Annotated in this window: 32 protein-coding genes and 3 tRNA genes; 5 read left to right on the forward strand and 30 right to left on the reverse strand. The window is 48.6% G+C overall.

The window, feature by feature from the left end:
* Positions 1 to 26: 26 nt before the first annotated feature.
* The 8 genes from WIG73_RS04585 to WIG73_RS04620 form a co-directional block, all read right to left on the reverse strand.
* Positions 27 to 593 carry a phage scaffolding protein gene (locus tag WIG73_RS04585; RefSeq protein ID WP_177677647.1) on the reverse strand — a complete coding sequence of 189 codons (567 nt, stop codon included), beginning with the start codon at positions 591 to 593 and terminating at the stop codon, positions 27 to 29.
* A gap of 116 nt (positions 594 to 709) precedes the next feature.
* Entirely contained in the window at positions 710 to 2,185 is a 1,476-nt protein-coding gene (locus tag WIG73_RS04590) for a phage portal protein (RefSeq protein WP_337399469.1), read from the reverse strand.
* 4 nt (positions 2,186 to 2,189) lie between these two features.
* Positions 2,190 to 3,419: a PBSX family phage terminase large subunit gene (locus WIG73_RS04595; protein WP_337399470.1), complete on the reverse strand. Its 1,230-nt coding sequence runs from the start codon at positions 3,417 to 3,419 to the stop codon at positions 2,190 to 2,192.
* Positions 3,416 to 3,823: a hypothetical protein gene (locus tag WIG73_RS04600; RefSeq protein WP_337399472.1), complete on the reverse strand. Its 408-nt coding sequence runs from the start codon at positions 3,821 to 3,823 to the stop codon at positions 3,416 to 3,418. Before WIG73_RS04600 ends, WIG73_RS04595 begins: the two co-directional genes overlap by 4 nt.
* Positions 3,824 to 3,898: 75 nt before the next feature.
* Positions 3,899 to 4,114 carry a hypothetical protein gene (locus WIG73_RS04605; protein WP_337399473.1) on the reverse strand — a complete coding sequence of 72 codons (216 nt, stop codon included), beginning with the start codon at positions 4,112 to 4,114 and terminating at the stop codon, positions 3,899 to 3,901.
* 132 nt (positions 4,115 to 4,246) lie between these two features.
* Positions 4,247 to 4,654 (reverse strand): DUF1492 domain-containing protein, encoded by a 408-nt coding sequence (locus tag WIG73_RS04610; protein ID WP_337399475.1) that lies wholly within the window; start codon positions 4,652 to 4,654, stop codon positions 4,247 to 4,249.
* A gap of 18 nt (positions 4,655 to 4,672) precedes the next feature.
* A complete protein-coding gene (locus WIG73_RS04615) occupies positions 4,673 to 4,900 on the reverse strand; it encodes a hypothetical protein (protein WP_337399476.1) in 228 nt (75 codons plus the stop codon).
* Positions 4,884 to 5,462, reverse strand: a complete 579-nt coding sequence (locus WIG73_RS04620; RefSeq protein ID WP_337399477.1) for a replication protein — start codon at positions 5,460 to 5,462, stop codon at positions 4,884 to 4,886. Before WIG73_RS04620 ends, WIG73_RS04615 begins: the two co-directional genes overlap by 17 nt.
* Before the next feature lie 409 nt (positions 5,463 to 5,871).
* Between WIG73_RS04620 and WIG73_RS04625 the strand changes: the two genes are divergently transcribed.
* From WIG73_RS04625 to WIG73_RS04635, 3 genes are all read left to right on the forward strand, one after another.
* Positions 5,872 to 6,534 carry an XRE family transcriptional regulator gene (locus WIG73_RS04625; RefSeq protein ID WP_249311317.1) on the forward strand — a complete coding sequence of 221 codons (663 nt, stop codon included), beginning with the start codon at positions 5,872 to 5,874 and terminating at the stop codon, positions 6,532 to 6,534.
* Positions 6,535 to 6,646: 112 nt separating this feature from the next.
* Positions 6,647 to 7,021: a PH domain-containing protein gene (locus WIG73_RS04630; RefSeq protein ID WP_337399478.1), complete on the forward strand. Its 375-nt coding sequence runs from the start codon at positions 6,647 to 6,649 to the stop codon at positions 7,019 to 7,021.
* Between the two features lie 308 nt (positions 7,022 to 7,329).
* Positions 7,330 to 8,001 (forward strand): stalk domain-containing protein, encoded by a 672-nt coding sequence (locus WIG73_RS04635; RefSeq protein ID WP_177677665.1) that lies wholly within the window; start codon positions 7,330 to 7,332, stop codon positions 7,999 to 8,001.
* A 154-nt stretch (positions 8,002 to 8,155) separates the two neighbouring features.
* Here WIG73_RS04635 and WIG73_RS04640 read toward each other — a convergent pair whose 3' ends face one another.
* From WIG73_RS04640 to WIG73_RS04730, 19 genes are all read right to left on the reverse strand, one after another.
* Positions 8,156 to 8,596 carry a GNAT family N-acetyltransferase gene (locus WIG73_RS04640; protein ID WP_337399479.1) on the reverse strand — a complete coding sequence of 147 codons (441 nt, stop codon included), beginning with the start codon at positions 8,594 to 8,596 and terminating at the stop codon, positions 8,156 to 8,158.
* Between the two features lies 1 nt (position 8,597).
* Positions 8,598 to 9,440 (reverse strand): PHP domain-containing protein, encoded by an 843-nt coding sequence (locus WIG73_RS04645; RefSeq protein ID WP_337399480.1) that lies wholly within the window; start codon positions 9,438 to 9,440, stop codon positions 8,598 to 8,600.
* 18 nt (positions 9,441 to 9,458) lie between these two features.
* The gene (locus tag WIG73_RS04650) at positions 9,459 to 10,199 is read right to left on the reverse strand and encodes an ATP-binding cassette domain-containing protein (protein ID WP_337399481.1); all 741 of its coding nucleotides are present in this window, start codon (positions 10,197 to 10,199) and stop codon (positions 9,459 to 9,461) included.
* Positions 10,183 to 10,986: an inositol monophosphatase family protein gene (locus WIG73_RS04655; protein WP_337399482.1), complete on the reverse strand. Its 804-nt coding sequence runs from the start codon at positions 10,984 to 10,986 to the stop codon at positions 10,183 to 10,185. Before WIG73_RS04655 ends, WIG73_RS04650 begins: the two co-directional genes overlap by 17 nt.
* On the reverse strand, positions 10,979 to 12,214 hold the full coding sequence (locus WIG73_RS04660) for an alpha-D-ribose 1-methylphosphonate 5-triphosphate diphosphatase (protein WP_337399483.1): 1,236 nt from the start codon (positions 12,212 to 12,214) through the stop codon (positions 10,979 to 10,981). Before WIG73_RS04660 ends, WIG73_RS04655 begins: the two co-directional genes overlap by 8 nt.
* Positions 12,215 to 12,229: 15 nt before the next feature.
* Positions 12,230 to 13,066 carry an ATP-binding cassette domain-containing protein gene (locus tag WIG73_RS04665; RefSeq protein WP_337399484.1) on the reverse strand — a complete coding sequence of 279 codons (837 nt, stop codon included), beginning with the start codon at positions 13,064 to 13,066 and terminating at the stop codon, positions 12,230 to 12,232.
* Positions 13,063 to 13,941, reverse strand: a complete 879-nt coding sequence (locus tag WIG73_RS04670) for an alpha-D-ribose 1-methylphosphonate 5-phosphate C-P-lyase PhnJ (protein WP_337399485.1) — start codon at positions 13,939 to 13,941, stop codon at positions 13,063 to 13,065. The genes WIG73_RS04665 and WIG73_RS04670 overlap by 4 nt, the downstream gene beginning before the upstream one ends.
* A complete protein-coding gene (locus WIG73_RS04675; RefSeq protein ID WP_337399486.1) occupies positions 13,925 to 15,010 on the reverse strand; it encodes a carbon-phosphorus lyase complex subunit PhnI in 1,086 nt (361 codons plus the stop codon). The genes WIG73_RS04670 and WIG73_RS04675 overlap by 17 nt, the downstream gene beginning before the upstream one ends.
* Positions 14,998 to 15,603, reverse strand: coding sequence for a phosphonate C-P lyase system protein PhnH (gene phnH / locus WIG73_RS04680; RefSeq protein WP_337399487.1), 606 nt, complete (start codon positions 15,601 to 15,603; stop codon positions 14,998 to 15,000). The genes WIG73_RS04675 and phnH overlap by 13 nt, the downstream gene beginning before the upstream one ends.
* Before the next feature lie 26 nt (positions 15,604 to 15,629).
* Positions 15,630 to 16,058: a phosphonate C-P lyase system protein PhnG gene (gene phnG / locus WIG73_RS04685; protein ID WP_177462354.1), complete on the reverse strand. Its 429-nt coding sequence runs from the start codon at positions 16,056 to 16,058 to the stop codon at positions 15,630 to 15,632.
* Positions 16,059 to 16,074: 16 nt separating this feature from the next.
* On the reverse strand, positions 16,075 to 16,959 hold the full coding sequence (locus WIG73_RS04690) for an ABC transporter permease subunit (protein WP_177462355.1): 885 nt from the start codon (positions 16,957 to 16,959) through the stop codon (positions 16,075 to 16,077).
* Entirely contained in the window at positions 16,956 to 17,756 is an 801-nt protein-coding gene (phnE, locus tag WIG73_RS04695; RefSeq protein WP_337399489.1) for a phosphonate ABC transporter, permease protein PhnE, read from the reverse strand. Before phnE ends, WIG73_RS04690 begins: the two co-directional genes overlap by 4 nt.
* Positions 17,749 to 18,543, reverse strand: a complete 795-nt coding sequence (gene phnC / locus WIG73_RS04700; RefSeq protein WP_249311323.1) for a phosphonate ABC transporter ATP-binding protein — start codon at positions 18,541 to 18,543, stop codon at positions 17,749 to 17,751. The genes phnE and phnC overlap by 8 nt, the downstream gene beginning before the upstream one ends.
* Before the next feature lie 26 nt (positions 18,544 to 18,569).
* Positions 18,570 to 19,505 carry a phosphate/phosphite/phosphonate ABC transporter substrate-binding protein gene (phnD, locus tag WIG73_RS04705; RefSeq protein WP_337399490.1) on the reverse strand — a complete coding sequence of 312 codons (936 nt, stop codon included), beginning with the start codon at positions 19,503 to 19,505 and terminating at the stop codon, positions 18,570 to 18,572.
* A 246-nt stretch (positions 19,506 to 19,751) separates the two neighbouring features.
* Positions 19,752 to 19,937, reverse strand: a complete 186-nt coding sequence (locus WIG73_RS04710) for a DUF3990 domain-containing protein (RefSeq protein ID WP_337399491.1) — start codon at positions 19,935 to 19,937, stop codon at positions 19,752 to 19,754.
* Positions 19,938 to 20,351: 414 nt separating this feature from the next.
* Positions 20,352 to 20,436, reverse strand: a tRNA-Tyr gene (locus WIG73_RS04715).
* Between the two features lie 32 nt (positions 20,437 to 20,468).
* Positions 20,469 to 20,544 (reverse strand) — tRNA-Thr (locus tag WIG73_RS04720).
* Between the two features lie 6 nt (positions 20,545 to 20,550).
* Positions 20,551 to 20,627, reverse strand: a tRNA-Pro gene (locus tag WIG73_RS04725).
* Positions 20,628 to 20,757: 130 nt separating this feature from the next.
* The gene (locus WIG73_RS04730; RefSeq protein WP_337399492.1) at positions 20,758 to 21,780 is read right to left on the reverse strand and encodes a hypothetical protein; all 1,023 of its coding nucleotides are present in this window, start codon (positions 21,778 to 21,780) and stop codon (positions 20,758 to 20,760) included.
* Between the two features lie 344 nt (positions 21,781 to 22,124).
* Here WIG73_RS04730 and WIG73_RS04735 point away from each other — a divergent pair, with 344 nt between their 5' ends.
* Positions 22,125 to 22,664: a Fe-S-containing hydro-lyase gene (locus WIG73_RS04735; RefSeq protein ID WP_337399575.1), complete on the forward strand. Its 540-nt coding sequence runs from the start codon at positions 22,125 to 22,127 to the stop codon at positions 22,662 to 22,664.
* Between the two features lie 92 nt (positions 22,665 to 22,756).
* Positions 22,757 to 22,966, forward strand: a complete 210-nt coding sequence (locus tag WIG73_RS04740; RefSeq protein WP_177677671.1) for a DUF1858 domain-containing protein — start codon at positions 22,757 to 22,759, stop codon at positions 22,964 to 22,966.
* Positions 22,967 to 23,028: 62 nt separating this feature from the next.
* On the opposite strand, the gene WIG73_RS04745 is transcribed toward WIG73_RS04740, so the two are convergent.
* The 3 genes from WIG73_RS04745 to lysA all read right to left on the reverse strand — a co-directional run bounded on the left by WIG73_RS04745 (position 23,029) and on the right by lysA (position 26,907).
* On the reverse strand, positions 23,029 to 24,573 hold the full coding sequence (locus WIG73_RS04745; protein WP_337399493.1) for an SPOCS domain-containing protein: 1,545 nt from the start codon (positions 24,571 to 24,573) through the stop codon (positions 23,029 to 23,031).
* A gap of 100 nt (positions 24,574 to 24,673) precedes the next feature.
* Positions 24,674 to 25,609 carry a DMT family transporter gene (locus WIG73_RS04750; protein ID WP_337399494.1) on the reverse strand — a complete coding sequence of 312 codons (936 nt, stop codon included), beginning with the start codon at positions 25,607 to 25,609 and terminating at the stop codon, positions 24,674 to 24,676.
* Positions 25,606 to 26,907, reverse strand: coding sequence for a diaminopimelate decarboxylase (lysA, locus tag WIG73_RS04755; protein WP_337399495.1), 1,302 nt, complete (start codon positions 26,905 to 26,907; stop codon positions 25,606 to 25,608). Before lysA ends, WIG73_RS04750 begins: the two co-directional genes overlap by 4 nt.
* Positions 26,908 to 26,997: the final 90 nt, after the last annotated feature.

Genomic DNA, 26,997 nt, shown 5'->3' on the forward strand with positions numbered 1-26,997 from the left:
CATCATCATCCTTTCTAACTGTAATGTTACTTTTTCGTCAGCCCGGCCGCCTCCCGGGCGGAGGCAACAAAGCCGTCCGTCACGGGAAACGCCGCGCCCTGGGCAAGGGCGGTAGAAGCGGCCCCCCTGCCAAACAAAAAACCATTGTCTGCACGAAGAGACTCCAGCTGCTGGGAAAGTCCCGAAAGCCCGCCGTTTTCATCCAGCTCCAAGCTGTCTAAATCCAGCAGCGCACGAACTGCCTTTGTGTTTTTCGCGCCGCTTCTTTCCAGGGCCAAATCCAGCGCGCCGTTAAACTTTGCCTGCTTAAGCTCTGTTTTCAGCGCCTCCGTGTCCTTGTCATACTTTTGTTTCAGCTCTGCCAGCTTTTGCTCCGGCCCGTCCGGGTCGTCCTCAGAATGTTGTGAAGACAGCAGCTCCTTAAGCCGCTTTGCCTCGGCTTCCAAATCGCAAAACTTTGCCTTGCTGACATACTTTCCCTCCGAAAGGTCGGCCAGCTTCACTTGGTTTTCCGGGTGCTCCCGGTTATACCTGCCAATCCTCTCAGAAACGTCGGCGAACGAATCGCCCAACACATTTTTTAAAAACTCCATATGTCCTCCATGCCGCTGTTTTTAAACGTGGTGCCCCCACAGACAGCAAAAGTTTATATCCCATTTTGCAAGGGAAAACTAAATAAAATCTAAAAATTTTTGTAACAAAAATTTTTTTAACGGTTGGTTTTGTTTTTTCCGCCAGTCTTCAAGCCGGCTTTTCCGGTTTTTAACTCGCCTTTGTCTGCATGCAGCCCGGCTGTGCCGGAACTCAAACCGGCCGTGCCGGAACCCAAACTGGCCGCGCTGCTGTCGGCAGACTGTTTTGGCGGCTGCGCCTCACAAAGCGGCCTTGCCGCCCGCTCCCTTGCCTGCTCTTCCGACTCGTTAAACCACCACATGCGAAATTCAAAGGGCTGCATCAGCCCGGCAGAAACCAGCTTTAAGTTCTGTTCGAACTCGGTAGACGTGTCGTGAATAATGCTGTCGTCAAAATCCACCTTCACTGTAAGACCGCGCGTATCCTTGCCGTCTAAAAACAGCACCGCCCGCACAAGATCGCAAATAGCGCGGTTTAAAATAATTTCATGCTTTTTCAGGTTCTGATAAAGGGCGCTCTCCTCTGAAATCACCTCGGTGGCGGTTTTCACACCGCCCCGGTCGTAGGTGTAGCGCTCCGACCCCAAACCGCACAAATCCGACAAAAGATTTAAATTCTGCTTCAACCCCTCGGTGTGCTCCGCGGCCCGAATTTCCATGTTAATCTCTTTTAAATCGGTAATATTCTTATCTGTAAAGGCATAAAACTCGGTGTCGTTGTCGTCAAACACCGGGGCAAAACCAGTATCGCTGCTGTTTAACTGGGCCATGCCCACCGGCACCACAATCCGCTTTTTGCCCAAACGAAACTCGTTCTGATAGCTGTCATAAACCAAATCCACGCCCTTTAACACGTCAACGGCGTTGGCAAACACCGAAATTCCCATGGGATTGTCCAAATTCACGCTGTTCACAATGTTCGGCGTCACAATCTGAAACAACGGCGCCTCCGAGCCGGTGTAAAAATCTGCCTCCACCTGTTTCGGAAGCGGCAGGGGCTGATGGTTTTTCGCGTCAAACAACCGGTTGTGAATCACATAAGCGCCGTCCTCCAGCACATGAATCTGCAAATATAAACTTGTCTTTCCGTCAATCACCTTTAAGCTGCCGAAAGCGCACTCGTTAATCTCACCGTTGTCCCAGGACAAAGGATAAATCATATCGGCCCGAATATAGTCAATGCCAATCGTTCCGTTGTCAATAAACTCCACAAACGCGCCGGTGCCCAAAGCAAAGGAAAGCTCTAAAAGCTGGTTGCCGCACACCCTGAAATTGTTTTCCTCCAAAATCTCTTTTGCCCGAAGGGTCAGCGCCTCGTTTTCTGTGGAAAACTCCACCTTTTCATTTAAAAGCAAATTGGCCCAGTCCTCACAAACCTTTTTGGCCATTCCCAGGGTAGCGCGCTCCCGGCGCACCTTTTTCTTGCCGTTATACTGGCTGTAGCTGTGAAATTTCGCCACCTTCCCCTTATACCACTGAAGCCATTCCGAAATCTGCTCTCCAAAGCCCAAATCAACGGTTTCAAATCCTAATTTTCTTAAACATTCCCGCATTTCTTCACCCCATGTCAATTAAATCGTTCCTATAGTTTTCTGTTGCATACTCCAAAGCGTCCAAGCTGTCCACATTGAAAGACCCGTCGTCCAAACGCCTGTCCTCCAGGCTGTTGTCGTCCCACACGGCGGAGCACAGCGCGTCTGTCACATGCACGCAGTGCTCCAGCACGAAAAACCGCCCGTAAGACATCAAACTGTTAAAAAGCCGAATCCGGTCAACAATCGGCCCTTTGATGGCGTTGCGCACGTTTAAGGCCAACCTTTCTTTCGCCGCGGCGTTTTCCAGCCCGCGAATCAACGTGGTTTCGGCGTTGTCGCACCAGGCGTCGTAAAGCCGATAGCTCTCCTTGCTTTTCCGAATAAAGTTAACAAAATGCTCCTCTAATTCCGCGGGACTGATTTTGTCCTTCAAATAAAACTCGTCCAGCACCACAACCTCTTTTAAACCCTTCGTAAACCCGGTTAAAACAAAGGCCGTGGCCGACTTGTTTCCGCCAAAATCCACCCCAACCGAGGCAAAGGCAATTTCCGGCGGCTCGGCGAGCAAAAACCGATTGGTGCTATCGGCAAACAGTTTATATATCGCACCTTCCGCAGCCACCCAGCGGCCCAAAATGAACCGCTCATAAAACACGCCGGTAAATTCCTTTTTCAGCCCCGCCACATACGCAGGCGGCAAAAAGCTGTTGTCGTCAATCAAAAACTCCTCTAAAAACAAATCCAGCTCCCCGGCCCGGTCCAAATACTTCTTCTTAATATAATGCTGGGGGTTGTCCGGATTGGTGGTGGCAAACAGCTTTGCCCCCGGTTCAGACAACCGGGAAAGCAGCATGGTAAAAAAATCCTCTGCAATCAGCGTCAGCTCGTCCACATAGGCGCCGCCCAGCGTCAAACCGCGGATTTTGCCCTCAGCGCGGGAGTCGCTGGCGCCTTCAAGCACAATCTTCCTGCCAAACAGCCTCCCCTGCTTCAGTGAAAGACTATACGTGAAATTTGCCTCCCCCACCAGCGAAACCAGCAAATCCAAACAGTTCCGCTTCAGCGATGTCAGCGTCTTGGCCGCCATCAGATAAACCCGGTCTTTCGGGCTTACCAAAACCCAAAAGGCCCATAAAACAAGACTGATCCAGGTCTTCCCCGACCGCACCGAGCCGCTTAAAATGTTCAAACGCTTCAGTTTTCCGCTTTTAAAAATTTTGAGCAGCTCCTGCTGTTTTTTTGTAAACGTCAAAGCTCACACAACCCCTTCACAAGCGTTTCCAGGCGGCCTGTGTCGCAAGATGTGCCGTCAGTCTTTACCAGCTCTTTTAAATCCTTCACCGACTGCACAAGCTGCCTCAGCCGCTGTGTGTCAATTTCCCCATCCTTTAAATTGTCAATGGCAAGATTGGTTTTTTCACACAGCTTGTCCGCCAGCAGCCGAATTTCAACCGTCCGGCCGTCCTCCTGAACCTGCTGATGCGCGGCCTGCCTGCAATTGTTTAAAAGGGACTGCTGCTTTAACGCAAACCAGCCCTCCCGCTTCGAGCGGTAGGCAACCTGCCTGGGCGAAACCCCGTTTTTCTTTGCAAGCTCCCGCTGGCCGATGTTGGTAGTAACATATTCATTTTTAATTTTCACCCAGTCAATGGCCAAACAATTCCGCCCCCTTTTTTTCATATGCCCGCCAACCCATCCGACAGCAATTCTCAACTGCCACACTATCTTTTATTACAGTTTAAAGCATATCACAGGCCCGGCATGACAAACAATGACAACGTCGCGGCAAGCTCCACTAAGCTCCATTCCGCTGTTCGCGGAATATCCGCCCGTTTCGCTGCCGTTCCTCTTCCCCGCAAAGCCTGTTTCCCTCCGGGAGCTTTGCAGGGGCCCCATCCTTTCCGGGCAGAACACCGCAGTTGCGCCGGTTCCTCCTCTCTTTCCCACAACGCTTTTTCCCCTTCGGGAGCGTTGCGGGAACCCTGTTTTTCGCAACGCTCCAATAAGCTCCATTCCGCTGTTCGCGGAATATCCACCCGTTTCGCTACCGCTCCTCTTCCCAGCAAAGCCTGTTTCCCCTTAAAAAATCAGCAGTTCCGCCTCCAGCAGCGCGGCCTTATGCAGCCGATAAACATGCCGCACGTCCACCTCCATCTCTTCGGCAATCTGCTCCCACGTAAGATAGCTTAAATACCGCAAAGACAAAAGCGTCCGCAGCTCCCGGCTGTCCACCTGCAAAATCATCTCATATGCTTCAATTTTTACTGCAAACAGTTCCTCTGTCCGCCGTGCAATCCGGTCTGAATAATCCAAATAGCGCACCATAGCATTTTCCGCATAATTTTCTTTCGACGTCTGCACCTTTTCCCCGTCGAACCGCGCCGTAATGCTCAGCGCCAAATCCTTTGCCGCCAGCGCTTCCCGTTTTAATGCACGAATTTCTTTGTCAATCTCCCAGGCGCGGCCAAGCCACTCCTTTGCTGTCATATTCCCCGTCCCCCTCTGTCAATTTGCCTGTCTTCCGCTGCCCTTGCCAATCTCCCCCGAAGCCCCCCGGGGGCAGCCGCCGTTTTGCTGTTCCGTCTGCCTGCGAAACCTGGCCGTCCGCTTTGCATATTCTGCCGCCGTTTCATAAAAGCTGCACGGGCCGTTTTTGCAAACCGGCTCCACCAGCGCCTTACATTCCGTTCCAAAAGGCGCGCACCAATAACAATCCCTATTCATCCGTTTCAAGTTCCATTTCTCCTTCCCGAAGCCGTTTTGTCACACTTAAAAACGTCTTCCGTTCAATGTCGTCATAGTCATACCGGCTGCGAAAAACAGCTTTGTTTCCTTTTGTGCCTTCATTATATTTTGTTATCTTTCTATCTTTATAGGTACGCCCCCAGGCGCACCCGCCGTTTGCCCGCGGGCCAACACCCTGTGGGCCGGGAGGCTCACCCTGGGTATTCCAATGAACAGGCCCCGCGCCGCTTTTCCAACTGTCATAGTTTTTGTTAAAGCGGTAGCGTTTCGGAGCCCGCCCGCCGCCGTCCGGCCCTGGCAAAACCGCCGAAACAAGCCCCAGCTCCTCCAGCCTTCGCATCTGGCGGGAAATGGTAGACTTATTCCCCCGAAGCATTTTTGCAAGATAGGAAAGCGGCAGCGCACACTCTTTGCTGTGATATCCATAACTGTTCCGCCACAAAAGAAGCAAAATCCGAAGCTGGGTGCCGTTTAAAGAAGCCCCCGCCACAGCCTCTAAAATTTCGTTTGAAATGGGTGTAAACCCGTTTTCTTTCTGAGGACTGGCCATAAAAACTCACTCCTTCACCTTCAGGCTCCCGCCAATCCGTTCTAAAAACTCCCTGGTTCCCATGTTCATGTAACACTCGTCGCACAAGGCAATGCACCCCACACAAACATAGGTTTCCAACCTTACAATCCTCCGTTTGCACTTGTCACAAAAAATTGGTCTCAAAACCCCCTCACACCCTTTCTTTCCGGCGCCATTTGCGGCAAACGCCGCTTCAAACTGCCGTTTGTTTCATTTTTGGGACTACATCTCTAAAAAAATAACCCCGTTTCATTTTTGGGACAAGTCAATCATAGCACAATAATATTACATTGTCAACCCATTTTTGAAACTTTTTCCTCCAAAACGAAAAAAGTTGTTGCATTTTTGGGATGAATAAGTTATACTGAACATAAAAGGCGGTGAAACCATGTCAGACATCAGCAAAAAATTATATGAGGTCAGAACTGAAAAAGACGTGAGCCTGTCCAAGCTTTCCAACATGACGGGCATTGCAAAATCCACGCTGCAGCGGTATGAAACAGGCGCCACAAAAAAAATACCCCTAGACGCAATCTACCTAATCGAAAAGGCCCTGAACCTGGCGGCGGGCTGCCTTTTGGGGCTGCTGCCAAACCCCCGGCCGAAAAAGGAGACGTTTGCCAGCCCAAGCATCACACCGGAGGTAACCCAGTTCCCCGTTCTCGGCGACATCGGCGCCGGTTACGACCGGCTTGCCATGGAGGACTGGACCGGCGAAACCGTGGAAATTCCCAACACCTACCTCTGCGGCCGGAAAAAGGAGGACTTCATTGTTCTCCGGGTAAAAGGCGACAGCATGTATCCCCTCTACCACGAGGGCGACAAGGTGCTCATTTTAAAACAAAGCACCCTAAACCACTCCGGCGACATCGGCGCCATTGTGTATAACGACGAGCTTGTCACCATAAAAAAGGTGGAATATGCCCCCGGCGAGAACTGGATGCGGCTGATTCCGATTAATCCGGAATACAAACCCCAGCAAATTGAGGGAGAAGACCTGGCCCACTGCGCCGTCATCGGCATTCCAAAACTGTTAATCCGGGAATTTTAGGCGCAGTTTCATAAAAAAATATACAAAATACGACAATGTTCTACTTGATTTTTATAAAAATTTGTGATACAGTATATAAAAATAACAAAAAAAATATTAGGGGGATTTTAAAATGATTGATTTTAAAAACGCAAGCTTTGCAAAGCTGAAACCAATTCCGGCAGGAAACTGGGAACCGGCAGTTTCACCAATGTTTGTGAGCGGCGAACAGATTATTGAGGCGTTTCAGGGCATTCGAGACGGAGTTATTTTTACCAACAAACGCATTATATCGGTGAACGTTCAGGGCGTTACCGGAAAGAAAAAGGATTTTACATCGCTTCCGTACAGTAAAATTCAGGCCTTTTCTGTTGAAACAGCCGGTGTTTTCGATTTAGACAGCGAGCTCGAGCTGTGGTTCAGCGGGCTGGGCAGCGTAAAGTTTGAATTTGTCAGCAACGCCAATGTGTCGGCCATCTGCCAGACAATCGGCTCATTTGTCCTTTAAAAAAGAAATTCTCCTGCACGCTTTACGGTGCAGGAGAATTTTTTATTGCAAAAAAGTCAGAGCAGCCAAAGCCTATTATCGGCCCGCCGCGGAAACAACAGAAACTAACGTCACAGTAACAGGATGAGAGCAAATCGTTTGTAAAGCCGAAACAGTCGGTGTAGTACACTCCGACCCCAATTGTTATCACAAACCTAAACAGCCGTTACGATGCAGCTCGAGCTATCCATCGCAGCCGGTTGCCGTAAGCTTAAGGTCTGTAAGCAATAAAAGGGCATCGCCCTAAAAATAAAGAAAGAGGGATTCATATGAAAAAATTTATCGGTGGATTTTTGGCAGGCGCCATTCTGTTCGGCACGGCCGGGGCATTGGCGGCAACCTATGTGGCAACCCCCGCAGGTTTTCCTGTGCTGGTGAACGGATCAGAATTTACCTCCGACCCTCCGGCCATGGTCATTAACGACCGCACCTATCTCCCCCTCCGCGCCATGGGTGACGCATTGGGCGTGCCGGTGACGTGGAACGCAGAGCTAAACCGGGCGGAAGTGGGCACATCTTCCCTGCCCCAGGAAAAAACAACCTTTTCAGTTGGCGAAACCTGGACGGTAGACGGCCAGTGGTCTCTCACCATTGATTCCGTCACCGCCACGGAATACCGAAACCAGTTTTCCGACAAAAACCCGGCAGCCGTATATTTCATCAGCTACACCTACAAAAATTTAGGCTATGAAGACCAATTTGGCATTTTAGACGGATTGTTTCTGACCATAGACGACACCGTTGTGGACAGCGCAGGCGTCATGGGATATTCCTATCCTGCGTTGGTTACCAATCAGCCTAAGGAAACACCCGTAGGCGCAGCCTGCAAGGCGGAAACCTGCATCGGCGTAGACAACGCCGGAAACTTTATGTTAATGGTTTCTAAATACGACGGAACCGGCACCAAACAGTCTGCCGCCTTCTCTTTGGAAGTACAGTAAAAAACGAAACCGCCGCGAAAAGCGGCGGTTTTTTTATCGTTTTACAATTTCATAGGCATTTGCAAGGGCATAAGCCGCAAAAAGCGCAGCCAATCGCCGCTTTCAGTTCAAAGCACTTATCATCGTTTTCTCTGATACAAAATTCATTGAGAGGCTAAGTATCAAAACGCTTCATCTCTGTCAGCGTTTTATTGCGGTAAACGATATCCGTTCTTTTCGAAAAGCCTTGTTTTTCCCAAAATAAGTTTCCTGGTGCATTTCGTTCAAAAACGACCAAAGCAACCTTTGTAATACCAATCTGTTTGAATTCCTCTAAAACCGCATGTACCAGTGCTGTACCGATTCCCTGTTTTTGAAAATCCGGCAAAACAGCAGTATGATAGATATACCCTCTTCTTCCATCGTTTCCAGCCATGATTGCACCAACGAGGCGCCCATCTTTTTCTGCAATAAAACACGTATGGGGATTGCGCGCCAGAAAACGGCCAATCCCCTCCTTTGAATCATCTATATCATTCAGCCCCATACCCGTGCAGGACGTCCAAAGCGCATATAAACAAGCATAATCTTCTTCCAACATTGTTCTAATGTTCACTTCATACCTCACCAGCCTTTTTTATATCTTTTGAAAAAGGAACATGCGCTGCACCGCATTCACCAAGTTGTTCCCCTTCCCCATATTTGCCATGAAAATCTGAACCTCCTGTAAGAAAGAGTCCATATTTTTTTGCCAATTCCAGGCACTTCTCGGTGTCTTGTGCATCATTTTTGGGGTGAAACGCTTCAATACCGCCGAGGCCCGCATCCACAAGCCGCGGCAAGGCGCTGAAATTATCATACTGCCCCGGATGTGCCAAAACTGCTTTCCCGCCGGCTGAAACAATACATTCCACCGCATCTTCAGGGCTTGCCGCTAAAAAAGAAAGCGCCGCAATGCCCGGCGTGCCATCCGCCTGTTTTTTAAAGAGGGTTTTGTACAGTGTGCCGTAGAGCTCCGTGCACAGCTCCGCATCAATCAAAACCTGCATAATATATTGCTTGCATAAATCCCCATTTGGGCCCGCCATTGCCTGAACGCGTTCTTCAGATACCGGATATCCGGCGCGCCGCAAGGCTCTGGTGCTTTCCAGAACCGCCTGGTTTCGCGCCAAACGAATTGGACGGCAAAACAGTTCCACTTTTTGCCGTCCATCTGCCGGTATTTCATAGCCAAGCAAATGCAGCGGACGGCCATCCTGCTGGATACAGCTAATCTCAATTCCGCTATAAACGGGAAAATCAAGTTCTTTCCCGGCCCGCTCCAGTTCCTCTATTCCGGATAACGTATCATGATCCGTCAGTGCAATTCCTGATAATCCCTTTTGTATAGCGCTCTGTACCAATTCAAATGGAGAAAGTTCACCGTCTGACCAATGAGAATGCGTATGCAAATCCCACATATTCCGCACCTCCTCTTTTCACAGGAGTTCTGCCAACGCTTCTGAAGCATACTCCATTTTATAATCCTTTGGCACCATTTTTCTCTCCCGCATCTCATACCGCCAGTCAGCCAGCGTCTGTATCGCAATTTCGTCGTGGAAAACGCCCACCATGGCCGTTCCTTCCGCTTTCAAATCGAGAATCATGTTCATAACCCATTCTTTGCTATGGGCATCCAATGATGCAGTCGGCTCATCCAGCAGAAGCAGACGTGGTTTTGTAATCAAAGCATTTGCAATATTAAGCCGCTGCTTTTCTCCGCCGCTGAAAGTAGCGGGATACATATCCCAGAGCTTAGGCGATATGCCCACTTTTTCTAAATACTCGGCAGCCCGTTCCCGTGCAGTTTTCACATCCACTCCGCGCCCGGTTTGCGTATTTGTTAAAATATCCAGCGCTGAAACCCGAGGAATCACACTGAAAAACTGCGATACATAGCCCAGTTCTGTTTCCCGCAGGTGAATCATTTCCCACGGTTCGGCCGTTGCCAAATCTATCACGCTGCCGTCCTTACACGTATAATGAACATGACCGCCAGTGGGCATATAGGTTCGGTAAATACATTTGAGCAAGGAAGATTTTCCGCAGCCGCTCGGCCCGGTAATTGCCACCAGTTCTCCCGGTTTAGCAGAAAAATTCACCGCATCAAATCCATAGATTTCCGCATCCGAGCGGATATGCATGATAAAATTTTTAGATAACTCACATATTTGTAACATGAAATACATTTCCTCCGTTCTCATTGAGTTTTCTGCGTATCTCCTCCGGGAAAAAAGGAAGACACTGGTTATAAAGGGCTTCTGTACGACACGCACAGACAAAATAGCTCTTGTCCGGAAGTGCGGCGGCCGCAATGCGGCACCCTCTGCCAAGAAGTATCGCCTGCGCCGCTGCGAAGTCCCATAATTTTAAATGGGAATTAATATACAAGCCGGATTGTTCCTCCGCAATGCCGCACAGCTCCAGCGAAGCGCAGCCCAAATAACGTACCCCGCGAAACTGTTCCGCCAGCGCAAAAGGGTCAGAACCCTGACGGGCAAAGTCCCGCATGGTTTTAAATCCAATATGTAAAATCCCTTCATTCGCTGTTTCCTCATCATCCGGCGCATGGTTCTGCGGCGAATCGCCGCTTTCGTAAAGCCGCCTGTTTTCTACATCTAAAACATAGCCATACATTGGATTCCCGTTGTGTAAAAGTGCAACCGATATGGCATAATCTCTGCCAAATTGACAATAATTCGTGGTTCCGTCAATGGGATCAATCACCCATTTCCAGCAGGATGTCCCTTCCCTGCACATATTTTCTTCTCCAACAATGCTGTGTTCGGGATACTGTTTCGAAATCTGCTCGCACAGATAACACTGCGCCCAGATGTCATGGTCGGTCACAATATCGCTGTGCCCTGTCTTTTCCTGTATCGAGAAATTATGCTGACGCCGTTTCTCCCTCAATTGTTCACCGCAGCAAAGAACCAATTTCTTTGCAAAGCTATACAAATCAGTCATCGTGAACACCATCTTCTCCGACAAAATCGTTGCGGTAATGGATTTTGGTTACCTCCTCGCCGTTGATAAAGACTGACAATATAACCGGAACGGCTCCTTTCTTGCTGACCAAAAGCAAATCTGCATAGTTGCCCGGTTCTATAGAGCCGAAACGGTCGTTCATTTTAACCGCTTTGGCCGGATTATAGGTCGCCATGTTTACTGCTTCGGGAAGGCTGCATACTCCCTGTTCATACAATTGAAATACAGCATGTAAAATCGCTGCCGGAAAATAATCGGATACCAAAATATCGGCGCAGCCATTTTTGATCGCTTCCAGCGCAGATAAGTTATTGGAATGTGAGCGGCCCATCAAAATATTGGTAGCCCCTACCACCACCTGCATACCTCTGCTATGTGCATCCTTTGCAACTGCAAGCTCAACCGGAAATTCACATATTTGCGCATGCAGGCTATTGGTGACATAGTCCAGTTTTTCCGAGCTGTCATCATCATGGGAAGCAATGGGAATGCCGGCCTCTTCTGCCATATCAGCCGCCTGTGCAAGCTGCTCTGCCGTTAGTTTGGTCTGGTTCATTCTCTCTTGAATCAGCCGTGCTTTTTCCTGATCGCTGTGTTCCGGGCTCATAACCTGATCTTTGAAAAACTCTAAATCACGGTACTGTCCCTGTCCGGGCGTATGGTCCATAAAGGACAGCAGCTGCATATCCCTGTTTCGGATAAAGTCAAGCAGCATTGCATAGCCAACTGTATTGGTAATTTCATATCGGCAGTGAAACCTGTGCCGAATGAGATGGTCTCCCTCATGAAACGTGCGAATCAGCCCAACCAGCCGTTTCAAATTTTCCGGAGAACGCATTTGTGCCTTTTTCGCCGTTTTTTGCTCATCCAAAGCCTCCACATCCATGATTGTCAGGGAATGATACATCGTTGTAATTCCCTGATTGACAAGCTGTTTTTCCTGCTCGCGCATAGCGAGCTCAAAATCAATCATACTTTGCGGCCTGGGCTGTATCACCGTCTCTATGTTGTCAGAATGTATATCAATAAAGCCGGGCATCAGATAGGCGCCTTCCGCGTCTATTTGTTTTGCCAGCGGCGCTTGCTGTGCAAAATCCGGTTTTTCAGAAATTTCCTGAATCCGGTTTCCGTGTATCCAAACGGAACCGGAGTTCAGCACGCGGTCTTTTAGAACCACAGTTGCGTTTCGAATCATTATATCCTGCATATAAAATTCCTCCTGTTAAAGCAGCGAGCTCACAAGTGTCTGAGTATATTCGTGAAGGGGATCCTCCAAAATCTGATCCGTCAGCCCTTCTTCTACTACCCGTCCGCCCAGCATTACCATTGTCCGGTCGGACATCATGCGTATCACCGCCAAATCATGGCTGACTACCATCATGGCAATTCCAAGTTCCTTTTGAATAGAACGGATTAAATCAAGCACCTTGGCCTGTACGCTCAGGTCAAGTCCGGTCGTCACCTCATCCAGCAGCAAAATGGGCGGATTATTGGCGATTGCTTTGGAAATCTGAACGCGCTGCTGCATTCCGCCCGAAAATACCAGCGGCTGGTCTCTCAGCCGCTCTGTCGGTATCTCAACGTGCTGCAAAAGCTCCTGGCTCCGTGCAATCATGCTGTCTGCCTTTCGATTTCCGGCCGCAATCAGTTTTTCCGCTACATTTGCGCCGGAAGAAAGCTTCATACGCAGCCCCAACATAGGATTCTGATATACCATACCCATCAGATGATTGCGCAGATAGCGCTTTTGCTGGCTGCTAACCTCTAAAAAGTTGGTTTTGCCGTCCTGATACAGGGAAAGAAGCGCTTCGCCGGAGGTTGCAGGCTGGTCGAAATAAAGGGTTTTCAGCAGCGTACTTTTCCCGGAGCCGGACTCTCCTACAATTCCTAAAATCTCTCCCGGATAAAGTTGAAAGTTCACATCGCGGACTGCCCATATGGTATGGCAAACCGGACATCTTCCCTTTTCCAGCTCTATATGTTCTCTGCAATATTCACATCCCTCTCCGAAACGTACAGTGATATGTTTTCCTTCCATGACAGGTGTTTTTTTATTCATATACGGTCCTCCCTCTCCATTTGCTCCTGTGCGTTGCGCCGTTTTAAGCAATATCCGGTATCCGAACACTGATAAAAGCGTTCCCCGGTTTTCGCATCGAATATTTCATCAAAATATACGTTTTCTGCGCCGCACAGCCGGCACTTTCTCCCGGACATATCCTCCTGCCGGAAAGGATGATCCTCAAATGCAAGGGATTCTACCTTGGTATGCGGTGGTACAGCATAAATTTTCTTTTCCCGCCCGGCGCCAAACAGATATAGGCACTCTGCCTGATTCAGCTTTGGGTTATCGTAACGGGGAATCGGGCTTGGATTCATCACATAGCGTCCATCTGCCATAACCGGATGATCCGCCCCGCGAAAAGCGGAACCGCGCATGAGAAGCTGTTCAAATAAATTGACCCAGATACCCGTATATTCCGCATCTGCATGAAGCTGCCTTGTCACCGCTTCGTGTGCGTCTACGCTTCGCAGCGGTTCCGGTGTGGGAACCTGCAGCACCAACACCTGATCCTCCCGAAGCGGTTCCTCCGGAATACGGTGGCGCGACTGAATAATATTTGCCTCTGCCGAGTCCGCAGTGGTTTTCACGCCGGTGGTGGCGCCAATCAGCCGTTTGATGCTGACCGCATTGACACTGTCATCATTGCCCTGGTCAATCACCTTCAGCATATCATCGGGGCCAATCAAAGACATCGTAAGCTGAATTCCGCCAGTTCCCCAGCCCCTCCCAATGGGAAGCTCACGCGAACCAAAGGGCACCTGATAGCCGGGAATTGCAATCGCATGCAAAATGGAACGTCTAATCTCTCTTTTTGAGCCTTCATCCAAAAAGGCAAAATTGTAATCGTTTTTATCAGTCATTTTTTCCATCTTCAAGGCTCCTTTTCCGATTTCTTAACCCATCCAGTTTGGACTGGAACGTAACATAATGCGGCAATTTCAAATGAGAGATGAAACCGTTCATTTCGAGGCAATCTCCATGCAGCAGCACAAATTCCATATCGCTCGTCGGGCTGTCCAGATCTAATGTCAGAGCACGGTCCAATACAGACATTGCAATTGCCTTGGTATCATTGCGGCCAATGACGCAGCCATATCCCACACCAATGCCCTCTTTTCCCGGGCGGGTACCCATCAGACCCTCTACCTCAGTGATAAAAATGTCTCCGACATACCACCCTTCGCCTTCCTCCAGAGGATAATCAACGATAATCTCCAGACTGCCGTAGCGCAGTTCGCCAATCGTTGGATGCGACATTCCAAATCCACGGATATCGCTATATGCCAATCCTGAAACAAAGCCCGTATCTGCGCGCGTCAGCGTTTGCAAAATCGCACTGCGCGGCGCAGGCAGAGGAAGGTTTTCCATTGTAACGTCGCAGGGTTCTGTGTGGTCCTCCTCAACTTCTTCCAGCAGGCCCTCCTCACGCAAAAGATCCAGTACGCGCGGCGCTTGGTCTGAAAGCGCAGCCGGTTCAGCCTTTTGTGTTTTTTCTTCGAATTCTTTACACCATGCTTTTAGCTCCGCTTCCGCTTCATCCGCCAAATTGAAATTCAGAAGCCTATGTACATAATCGTAGGTAGGACCGAGTATTTGTCCGCCGGGAATATCTTTAAAAGCAGAACTGATGCGACGGCGTATATGCATCTCTTCGCCGCGCACCGTCCGGGACGTATAGTTTCTCGAAAGTGTGCTTCGGTATGCACGCAATAAAAATACGGCTTCCTCCGGACTGCCCTCACACTGCTTGAGCGCCAGCGCAGCGTAATCCGGTGCATAAAAACCTGCTTCCGACATAATTCGGTCAATTAAAAGCCCCATGCGGTCCCGTATTACACCGATTTCGACCGGCATATCTCCAACAGAACGATATTCTTTCAGCAGCTCAATAGAAGCGTCAATTGCCTCCTGACCGCCGGTAACCGCTACATATCCCATTTGCTAACCCCTCCTATTCTTGTTTTTCTGGGCACGCCCATCAAATCTCCCTGTGGGGTGACAAAATAAAGTTCTAAGCCGCACGGAAACTCAAACTCCATTTTCTGGCGTTCCTCAATCCACATCCGTCCTTCATCCGGCAGGGTAATTCGAATCATTCCATCTATGCCTGGGCCGCTCAGTTCCCTCTCTTCTCCGCCTTCCAAACTGTCTGTCATAACAAAAACGGCCGCGCTTTTATGGGGTTCTGCCAGCGTTCCAATCTTGGCCTGAGACAAGATCTGACGGCAAACAGACAGGCTTGTACTTTCTTTCGGCATAAAGATATAGTCCGCTTCTGCCACTGTCCCAGGTTGCCCATAGCTCATTTCATGCAGTTTCTCCTGCAGCTGCGGCGCATCACACACAAAGAATTTCTTCCAGTTATCCAACAGGGTAAGACCAGCCGCTATTAAAGGAGCATTTTTTTCTCCTATCTTTTCTGCATTTTCTGAAATAGAAAAAATTTTTCCTGGCCGGGCCAGCGCATTCATTAACGCTTTAAAAACCTGCTGGCAGTCAAACACCATGTCAAATTGGTTTTCTGTTATCATATTAGGTTTCCTCCCATGTTTTTCAGTTAATAATCCACGTCAAGCGTGTTAAATTGAACCTTGGAAGCGGCATGTTTTTGAATCTCCCGTACCTGCTTTTCAGCAATCACCTGTTCCTCGGCCTTGAGTGCTTCCAGTACTTTTGCTCTCTCAGGCAGGTCCGTTTTACATACTGCATCCAATACGGCAGCGCAAAGGACTTTTTGCGTATCATCACCCGCCATAAGCGCAAATCCTTTTTTCCCTTCCAGCTCAACCAATGCTTCACAGGCCAGCATCTCACCCAGATAAAATTCCGCTTTTGCCACGGTTTCCTGCATACGAACCATTACCAAAGTCTTGGAAGGCTTCCGGATTACGGTAACAGGATACCGCTGCATAATCGGCTCCGCCAAAGACGCAATGGTTTCCTTGGAACATTTTCCTAAAATTTTTGACAGTCTTATCGTTTCCATGAAAAATTTGATCCTCCTATTTAATTTTTCCATTTCTCTCCTTTACAGCAGTAAAGGCCAACTCCATGATGTACGTAAATGCCAGCACTATGACAATTGCAACAACCGCCTGTCCATACGCATATCGCGTCATGCAGTTGGAAATAACATAACCAATTCCGCCTGCGCCTACCGTACCCAGCACGGCAGAAGCGCCAAAGTTATTTTCAAAGCTGATTGACGTCCATGCCAGTATGCTGGTAAATGCCGACGGAAGCACCGCGCTGAAGAAAACCTTAATTCGTCCTGCACCCATTGCGTGCAATGCCTCCAAGGTTTCTTCCGGTACTTCCTCAAAACATTGCGCAAACGAACGCGCAAAAAATGATGTGCTGAAAATGCAGATGCCGATAATACCGGCCGAAGGACCAAATCCCACGCAGATCAGCACCAGCAAAACCCAGATAATAGAAGGAATGGCTCTTAGAAAAGTTAAAACAGCAGAAAGAATTACAGACAGCCACCGAAATGGAGCAAGATTTTTTGCCAAAAATACAGCCAGAAACATCCCGCCAACCATGCTATACACCGTAGCTAAAATCGTAACGCCAATCGATTCCAGTAAAGATGTCAGCGTGATTTGCAGCGCGCTAAAATCAATTTTTGCAAGTTTGCCTACCGCTTCCGGAATGTGCATTACGCCGTCCCACAACTGTGCCCAGTCAAGATTCATAATAAACAGCGATGCAACACCCAATATTGCGAAAATAATTAAAAAATATTTTAAAGTCCTGTCGCGCATTGGGTCTTTGGTGCGAATATGGCCTTTTTTATCCCGAAGCAGCCCGTCTTCCTCGCGGCAGGCCGCCGAAGATGGCGGTGCCACCCCTCGTTGTTTTAGAACTCCAGTCATCTCCGTCATGCAAGTACCTTCTTTCTCAAATAGTTCGTCAGCATATCAACTAAAATAACAACTGCTGCAATCAGCAAGATTACGCCCATTGCAGAGTGATATCGAAACTGTTTGATATACCCCATCATAATCAGTCCAATTCCGCCGCCGCCAACCGCGCCGACCAGCGTGGAAGAACGGATATTTACTTCAAGGGAATAGAGCAGCCACGATATAAATCCCGGCAAAGAACCTGGAATAATCACCTGTGTGATAACAGAAAGCCGGCATGCCCCCACAGACTGCAACGCCTCCAGGCTCTCGTTCCCAACTTCGTCAATCGTTTCGATAAAAGACCGAATCAGAAAACCGCAGGTTGTAATAAAAAGCGCAAGCACACCGACTACATTTCCGATTCCAAATGCCATGATCAAAATAAAGGTCCAGATCATGCTGGGGATATTCCGCTGTATGGATGCCAAAAAACGGATTATTTTTTTCATGCCTTTCCATGGCGCGGTCGTATTGGAACCTAAAAAAGCAAGTATCAAAGATATAATTGCCGAAAATAAGCTTGCTGCGATTGCCATACAAATGGTTTGCAGCAGCCCCTGTGCGATTGTGCTGAAATCGCTGATTTTCGGCGGAAGCAAATCTTTAAAAATAAACAGCCAAAAATTTTCCATTTTGATTAAAAATTCAAAAGGCTGATACTGTGTCTGTATTGTGGCGGCCAAAAACAGAATTGTAACCGCCAAAAAGGCAGCCAGCGTTGCCCGCTTCTCTTTTTTAGGAACGAGGGCAATCTTTTCCTGCTCCTTATGCATGCAAGGCCACCCCTTCCTCCAGTCCGATGGTAAGCTTATCAATTGGCGCATCATAAATGGTTTCAATCATGGAGGCTGTCAATTTATCGGGGACATCATCGAATACAATGCGTCCCTGATGAATCCCTATAATTCGGTCGGCATATGCCATTGCAACATCCACTTGATGCAGATTGACAATGCATGCAATGTTTCTTGTTTTCGCCATTTCTTGAATTTGGTTCATAATGACGCGGGAAGAACTGGGGTCTAACGACGCAATTGGTTCATCGCAGAGAAGAAGCGTCGGGTCCTGCATCAAGGCGCGTGCAATGCCCACTCTTTGCTTCTGTCCGCCGGAAAGCTCCCCGGCTTTTTTATAAATCATATCTTTTAAACCAATCATATTTAAAAGCTGTACGGCTTTGTGCTTGTCTTCCTCCGAATAACGTCCCATCACCGCATTCGGCGCAGACATATATCCCAGGCGGCCGTGCAGAACATTTTGAAATACAGATAAACGGTATACCAAATTAAATGATTGAAAAATCATTCCGATTTTCCGCCGTGCCGTCTTTAGCTCCTTTTCCTTTTGGAGCTTGGCCATATCCTGTCCGTCAAAAAGAATGCTGCCGCCGGTCGGTTCAATCATGCGGTTGATACAACGCAAAACCGTGGATTTTCCCGCGCCTGACGGTCCGATAATTGCAACTACCTCACCGGCATCTACATGAAAGCTCACATCTTCAACCGCTTTTGTCTGCCCATAATATTTTTTTAAATGCACAAGTTCCAGTATATGTTCCATTCTTTGCAATCCTTTCCTTTTGGTGCTTAATCGTTGAGTTTGTATTTCTCTTTCAGGCTTTGCAGGTAATCGTAATCACTGTCTTTTATTTCGATGAAGCGTTCCGGCTCTTTCCCTGCTTCGTCATTGAAAAACTCTGCGTCATCATAACTGAACAAAAATGCTTTTACCTTATCCTTAAATTCCTGTGGTAAATCCTTTTTAATCGCAATCGGATCACTGGGAATCACAGGGGATTCATAAATAATTTTCAAATCTTCAGCTTTGATGTTCCCAGCCGCAATCTGATTTTCCAGGGTAGTGGAAGCAACGGCCGCAGCGTCTACATTTCCTTGGGCAACCGCCTGCATCGCGCCGGGATGGGTGCCTGCATACATCGCAGACTTAAAGAATTTTCCATCTGTGTGCAGGTCATCAAACGTCAGGTTAAGTTCCGGCATAGCAGTTAATATCTCATCCGTTGGAATGATATTGCCCGAGGTGGATTCCGGATCTACAAACGCAAAGGTCTTTCCCTGTAAATCCTTCAGCGTTTCAATTTCGCTGTCTGCCCTTACCACAATTTGAGAAGTGTACCCGCTTACCCCATCTTTCGTACCGCGTACTGCTATTGCTTCCGCACCGGCTCTTTCCCTTGCTGTTACATAGGAAAACGGACCGTATTCTGCCATCTGCGCATTTCCTGTGCGCATCGCTTCTACCGCTGCGCTGTAATCTGTCGCACGGTAGACCGTGCAGGGAATCCCAAGCGCCGCAGTCATATCTGCTGCCAAATTGTCTTCCAGTTTAACGCTCTTTTCTGAATCTTCACCCGGTATCATCACCATTACAAACTTGTCCAGGCCATAGTTATTCTCGCCAGAAGGATTCACGTTAGCCGTCTTTTGAGAAGTGCAGCCCGCCGTCATCATCACGGCCAGTATAAACACCAGTCCTGCCGCCATCATTTTTCTTGCTCTCATACTTAATTTTCCTCGCTTTCTCATAATGTTCCAATTTTACTTTTTATAAGATTCTGCTTTTTCATTATATAGCACCTGCAATTTATTCGAAACCATGGCCGGGTAAAACCTTCGTAAAACTTATGTTACAAAGCGGCCACTTTTGTAAAATTTATTCAAACAAAGCCTCAATCAATTACGGAGAAAAAGCCGTATTACCGCAATAAAAAAAACACGTCTATGGCAATAAAACCTCAGACGTGCTTTTCATTCTATCTTGCTATTCTTCATGCTACGCTTTTCTTTCTGCTGCTTTGCAAGCCCGATTGTCTTCACAAAGCAATTAAGGGTCTGCTCTTTCGTAAGTACACCCGCCTGATAAAGCGTAAAAGTCGTATATACATCATCATTTGCAACCAGGCCGTAAATTATGTCGTACTCCTTTTCCGTCACTCTCACGCTTCGTTATTGGCAAACGAGGGAATTAACATTCCGGAAACTGCCCGCCGTCTGGGACATTCAAACATTGAAATCATATGGAACACATATTCACACCTGTATCCCCGCGAAGAAGAAAGAGCGGTCGCTGTTTTAAACAAAATCATGTAAAAAACGTGTATAAATAAAAACAAACCGCTTCATAAAGCGGTTTGTCAATATTATGGGAAGAGTGAACAATTTAGATATATTTTGCGCCGCAGACGCACTCGCAAAAAGGTGGTAGCGACCGCGAGCCGTCGCGAGGGCGTTTACAACCGAGCAGGCGAGCCGAGCGTGCCTTTTTGCGAAAGAGGAGACGCAGCAGAATGAGCGCACGGTGACTTTTGTAAAAAAGTCGCCGCAAGCGATATGACACTTGCGGCGACGTGGTGGAAGAGGATGGATTCGAACCATCGAAGCTGAAAGCAACAGATTTACAGTCTGCCCCCTTTGGCCACTCGGGAACTCTTCCATATAGAATTGTCATAAAAAGCAGTGAAATCGTGGAGCTGGCGATGGGACTCGAACCCGCGACCTGCTGATTACAAATCAGCTGCTCTACCAACTGAGCTACGCCAGCGCATAATGGTCGGGGTTGAGGGATTTGAACCCCCGGCCCCATGGTCCCAAACCATGTGCGCTACCAAACTGCGCTAAACCCCGTCCTATTGACGGCACTTGTTCAGTATAACACTTTTTTAAATCCAGTGCAAACCGAAAAACAGGGTATTTTTCACTATTTTGTCAAATTAAATTTTGTTTTCTTTAAATTTCTCACTGTAAATGCTAAAATCTATTGTTTTCTCAAAATTGATTTTACAATTCCCAAAATTAAAACCAAACCGCAAACCCCAAAAGCGGAATACATGGTCTTCACCAAAACGTCAAAGGGCACAAACGAGGCGGCAAAAGCTGCGGCACAGAGAACGGCTGCATATTTTCCGGTGAATTTCGGCTTCACCCGCGCCAGCACCGAAACACCGGAAGAAGCGGCGGTGGTGAGCATGGCACCGTAAAGCAAGCCGGCGCAGGCCAGCTTCAGTTTTGGATGCATGGCGCAAATCAGCGCAAAAAAGGGGAGCTGTTCGGTATGAAACGCAGGAAACAGTGTTAAAACCAAAGACAGCAGCACAAGGGGCACAGCCACCAAAATGCCGCCCAAAGCGCCGCCCAGCCCCGCCTGACGCTTCGACTTTGCAATGGCCGCGCTGGGCGCCAAAACCGCCGCGGCAGACACCAGGTTATAGCTTAAATAAAGCGCGCCGGAAAAAGCGGCCTTTTGCGGCCTTCCCTGCTCCAAAAGGGAAAAATCCACGTCTGTGCGGGTCAGCACCACACAGCACAGTGCCACCACGCCCAAAAACATAAACGGCGTAATCACCGCGTTAAACCGCGCCAGGCCGCCCACTCTGTTTTTAATAATTTTATAGCAAATTACCAGAGAAAACAAAGAGCCAATCATGGGCCGAAGCGAGAACTGTTCTTTAAATAGTGTTCCGCAGCCGGCAATCATTATGCAGAAAGATACTACCAAAAACGCCATGCAAATGAAATGCAAAAGGCCGGACACCGCTTTTGGGAACAGAAAATCGAAATATTCTTTTGCGCTGTTTAACCCAAATTCTTTGGCTTTGGAACAAACCGCATATCCGAAAAAAGAAAACAGAAAACCGACAAAAACCGACAGAACCACGCCCCACAAAAAATGGGACGAAAAGAAGCTCACAATCTCCTGTCCGGAGGCAAAACCCGCGCCGAAAACCGTGCCGCAATAAATTAGTGCAATGGATAAAATATGTATCATACTTTTTATCAAGTTATCATCAACTCCCCTGTAATATAATTATGTAAACCAAATGTTTTAACTGTGTTAACGCACCTTTACAGGCACATTACACAGCCCTTCAACAAAGGCCAAAACCTGTTGATAACCTGTTGATAGTGTGCATAACCTTGCCAAAAAAGCTTAATTTCACCATTTTGCTTGTTCATAACCCTGTTGGAAATGTTAATAACTAATGTTAACTAATCGTGCATGGTTTACATAATATTTTTAAAAATCTTTTAATTTTGCCGGTTTCGTTCATAAAAAATTTCCTTCCGGCATCTTGAAATTCAATGGCAGCTATAGTATAATATTAAGTGAGATTGCAAAATATGATGGAGGTTGCCGTGAATATTCATCTGCCATTTACAAAGGATGTCATTAAAACCCTGAAAGCCGGGGATAATATCTCAGTGAGCGGCGTAATGTTCACCGCCCGGGACGCGGCGCACAAGCGCATGGCAGAGGCGCTGGCTGCGGGCAAACCCCTTCCGTTCGATTTGACCGGCCAAACCATTTATTACGCCGGCCCGTGCCCGGCAAAGCCCGGCAGGGTGATCGGCTCCTGCGGACCCACCACCAGCTGCCGCATGGACCAGTTTGCCCCCGCCCTGCTTGATTTGGGGCTGCTTGCCATGGTCGGCAAGGGCGACAGAAACGACGCGGTGGCCGACGCAATCAAACGAAACGGCGCGGTTTACCTGGCGGCAATCGGCGGCGCAGGCGCTTTATATGCCAGCGCCATCAAACAGGCGGACGTAATCGCATATGAGGACTTGGGCCCCGAATCCGTGAAACGGCTGGTGGTTGAGAACATGCCGCTGACCGTGGTGATCGACTGTTTCGGCAACAACCTTTATCGCAGAACCTCATAAAACGCATATCCAAACCCACTGTGCCCCGCTTGCCTGGGCGGCCGGCGCAAGTTAAAATAACTATGAAACAGGCGGAAAGGCAGGAAAAAATAATGGCAAAACAAGTAACGAAAGACACAATCATTGTTGATGTGTTAAAATTAAATCCAGACACAGCGCAGTTCTTCTTTGAAATTGGAATGCACTGCCTGGGCTGCCCGTCAGCAAGTGGCGAATCGATCGCCCAGGCCTGCGCAGTCCACGGTGAGGACGCAGACGCGCTGGTTGAGCGCATTAACGCGTTTTTGGCAGATAACGAATAAGAAAAAAACACAAAAAGCAGCCGTTTTTCTAAACGGCTGCTTTTTTCTTTCCCTTTTTTCAATCAGCAGGCCCGGGGAATTAAAATCTTCTTTCCGCTGCTGAACCGGTCTGTTTCAATGCCGTTGGCAGACTGAATTTTCTCCACCGTGGTGCCATATTTCTTGGCAACGTCCCACAAGGTGTCGCCGTCTTCGGTGAAATAAATTACCAGGCTGGGGCGGTTTTCCTCCGCTTCGTCTGTTTCCACCGCGGTGCATCCGGTAATAATGTCAATTTCACTTTTTTTCAAAACCTTTGCGTTCAGCCCCATGGTGGCTTTCACTTCCGCTTCGTCTGCGCTGAGCTTCGTTGCCGCAATGTCTTCCACCCAAAGGTCGCAGTCGGCGAAAAGCCCTTGGCCGGGAACGTTCTTCTGCCAGTCGAAATCGGTTTCCGTCACGGCGCATTTAATCTGTCCGTCCTCTTTATCCTCCCGATATAACAGGAAAGAAACCAGCGTGCCGCGCATGTGAAGAGCGCCGTCTTCCACGCAGGTCTCCCGCAAAATGGGTTTTGCGGTTACGTTTATCACATTTTTCATCTTCACGTTTTTGGGCATCTCCACCGACTGTGTTTCCGTAAATTCAGTGTTTTCTGAGGTAACATATTCTAACAGTTCCATTTTTTCGGTTTCCGTTTCCATTGCGCCGTGAATTGCGTAGCAGTCGTCGCAAATGGTCTCCTGCACGGTTTTTGAAGCTTTCACCCTGGCGTTTACTAAAATCTCCGCGCTGATAATTTTTGTGTCGCCGTTAATGTCGCCCTTGGCGCTGGCCAAAACGTCCTTCACAGAGAAGATTACGCCTGCGGCACAGTTTTCGTCCACACCTTCGGCCTCCACAATTTCCGTAAACGGAATTTCATGGCACACCAGCTCTGTGGTGTAGCCGTCCTGAGCGGCAGTATAAAGGGTTTTTAAGTGGAGCGTGCCCTTCACCATCACCTTGCCGTTCATAATTTTGCAGTCGCCCCCTGAGGCCCATGCGTCCACCTTTAAAATTTCGTCAATGTCCGGCATGTCGGCAGGCACGGTTAAAAAGTCGGAAACGGTAATGTCCGACTGCTCGTCTGCCACCGGCATGTAAATGTTAAACCGCTTTTCGCGGCACTGCACATCGTCGCCTGTTACAGACGTAACAGGCGCAAAGCTGCGCTCCCGGTATCCGTTAATCCCCAAAGCTGCAATCACCTTCATAGACAGCTTTCTGGAGTTCACAAGGGTAAATCCAATGTGCTCGGTTGAGGCGCAGACAAAAAACGTTAAATCCTCTCCGGAGGGAATGTCCACGCTGTCGGAAAATTCGAAAGATGCGTCCAGCGATTTTAATTCGCAGCCCTCTCCCTCAGAATCCGGACGGTATAAAATCTTGAAAAACACATTCCCGGAAACATAAAGCTTTCCGCCGCGATATTCAGACGACTGCGTCACCACGTTTGCGTCCGCCAGCAAAATCTCGCGAATGTCGGGCTTAATGTCGGGCACAATGATATCGCCCTCCACCATAACGTTAGAGTTCAGCTTCACGTTTCTCTCGGTTAAATTTATGTTTTCCTTTTTTATTTCCATATACGCACACCTGCTTTCTTAATTTCTTGTTAAACTGTATGCGCAAGAATATAAATATATTCCAAAAATAAAAAAAATCCGGCCAAGCAGCCGAATTTTTTTATCGTTTGTTCTCCTCCCGGTTCACCATGATAATGCCAACGGTAATCAACACCAGCGCCGCCAGACTTTGCAGGCTTGCCGCCTGGGCCCCTTCCTTTAAAATAATTGCAGAGAGAATGGTTCCGAAAACCGGAATGGCAAAGCTGTAAACCGTAACCGAAGCCACAGAGTTATATTTTAAAAGCAGCCCCCACAGGCTATATGCCGCGGCAGACAAAAACGCCAGATATAAAATCAGCCCCGCGGCAGGAAGCGTAAGGGAAAACCGCCCGCCCAGGCAAAGGCCGATTGCGCAAAGCGCCAGCCCGCCGAGAAAAAATTGCCAGCCGCTTAACGTAAACGGGTGCTCGTTTTTTGCATAAATTTTAATCAGGGCTGAAGAAAAAGCATAGGCCACGGTAGAAAGAATGATAAATCCTTCGCCGGCAAGCCGAAATCCGCTGCCAAAGCTGCCCCCGGCCAGATTAATGATGATAACGCCCAAAAATCCCACGGCTGAGCCAGCCACTTTTTTCACGGTAAGCCGCTCCATTTTAAAAACCAGCGCCGCCACAAACAGGGCAATGAACGCGTTCGCCCCCTGAATTACCGCGGCGCGCACCCCGGTTGTGTTGGAAAGCGCCACATAAAAGAAAAAATATTGCACCACGGTCTGTACCAGGGCCAAAACACAAACGGAGGGAAACGTCTTTTTCGTGGGAACCAATTTTCTGTGAAACAACAGGCTCCCTGCCGCCACGGTGATAATGCCCGCCAGGGTGAATCTTACGCCGGCAAACAAAAGCTGTGCGCCCACGTCGGCGGAAGAAATGCCCAGCCAGTCATACCCCGTTTTAATACAGGGCGAGGCGCTGCCCCACAGCAGGCACGACACCAAAGCCAGCAGGCACACGTTTATTTTATTTTGAAGAACCTGCTCCTGGGACTTCCTCATAACACGTCGTTCTTCACTAAATCTTCATAGGTTTCGCGTCTTACAATCACCCGGGCCGACCCGCCGTCAGTCAGCACCACCGCCGGATTGGGCAAACGGTTATAGTGGCTGGCCATAGAATAGTTATAGGCTCCCGTGGCCATCACTGCCAAAATGTCCCCCGGACGAACCGGCTGAATCGCTACGTGCTCGCCTAAAAGGTCGCCGCTCTCACAGCACTTGCCCGCCACGGTGACAACCTCTGTCTTATCGCTGCCCGCCGCTCCGGCGTTTAAAAAGTCATACTCCGCCTGATACAAGATATAGCGCGGATTGTCCGCCATGCCGCCGTCAACGGAAACATACGTCCGAACACCCGGAATTTCCTTCACATTCCCAACGGTGTAAAGGGTCACACCTGCAGGGCCGATAATGCTCCTGCCCGGCTCCATTAAAATGAAAGGCAGCGCAACGCCATGCTTTTCCGCCTCTTCATGAATCACGCGGCTCACCGCCTCCATAAACGTTCCATAGGGCAGCGGATCGTCCGCCTCTGTGTAAGAAATGCCAAAGCCGCCGCCTAAATTCAGTTCGCGCACATCTGCGCCGCACTCTGTTTTAATTTCCTTAATAAAGCCCATCATAACAGACGCCGCCTCGCAGAAAGGTGCTAAATCAAAAATCTGCGAGCCAATGTGGCAGTGAATTCCGCAAAACGCAATGTTTTCCGCACAAACCGCCTTTTTCACAATGGCAAGCGCCTCTCCGGTTTCCAGTGCAACGCCGAATTTCGAGTCGATTTGCCCCGTGCGGATAAAGTCGTGGGTGTGGGCGTCAACCCCGGGCTTAATGCGGAACAAAACAGAAGCCGTTTTGCCCTTTTCCTTTGCCAGACGGCTTAAAGCGCTCAGTTCCTGCTCATTGTCCACAACAAACCGGCCCACGCCAAAATCCAGCGCCATGCGAAGCTCGTCTTCCGACTTGTTGTTGCCGTGAAAATATACCTTTTCCATGGGAAAACCGGCCTTGTGCGCGGTATAAAGTTCCCCGCCGGACACAACATCCAGCCCCAGGCCCTCCTCGTTTGCAATTTTTAACACGCCGCCGGCGCACAGAGCCTTGCTGGCATATAAAATCATTCCGTTTCCGTTATAAAACTTGTTCACCGAGTCCACATAGCGTCTGCAGTTTTCACGGATAACCGCTTCGTCCAGCACATAAAGGGGCGTGCCGAATTTCTTTGCCAAATCAAGGCTGTCGCAGCCTCCAATGGACAGATGGTTTTTCTCATTCACATTTATATGGTTAGAAACAAACATAAAATGCCTCCTTGTCTACCGTATTCTGCTATTATTTTAACAAAATTTTTGCAATGTGTCAATTTATATTTGACTTTTTAGCGTTTTGTG

The organism is Congzhengia sp. (assembly GCF_037235575.1).
GTDB classification, from domain to species: Bacteria; Bacillota; Clostridia; order UBA1381; family UBA9506; genus Congzhengia; species Congzhengia minquanensis.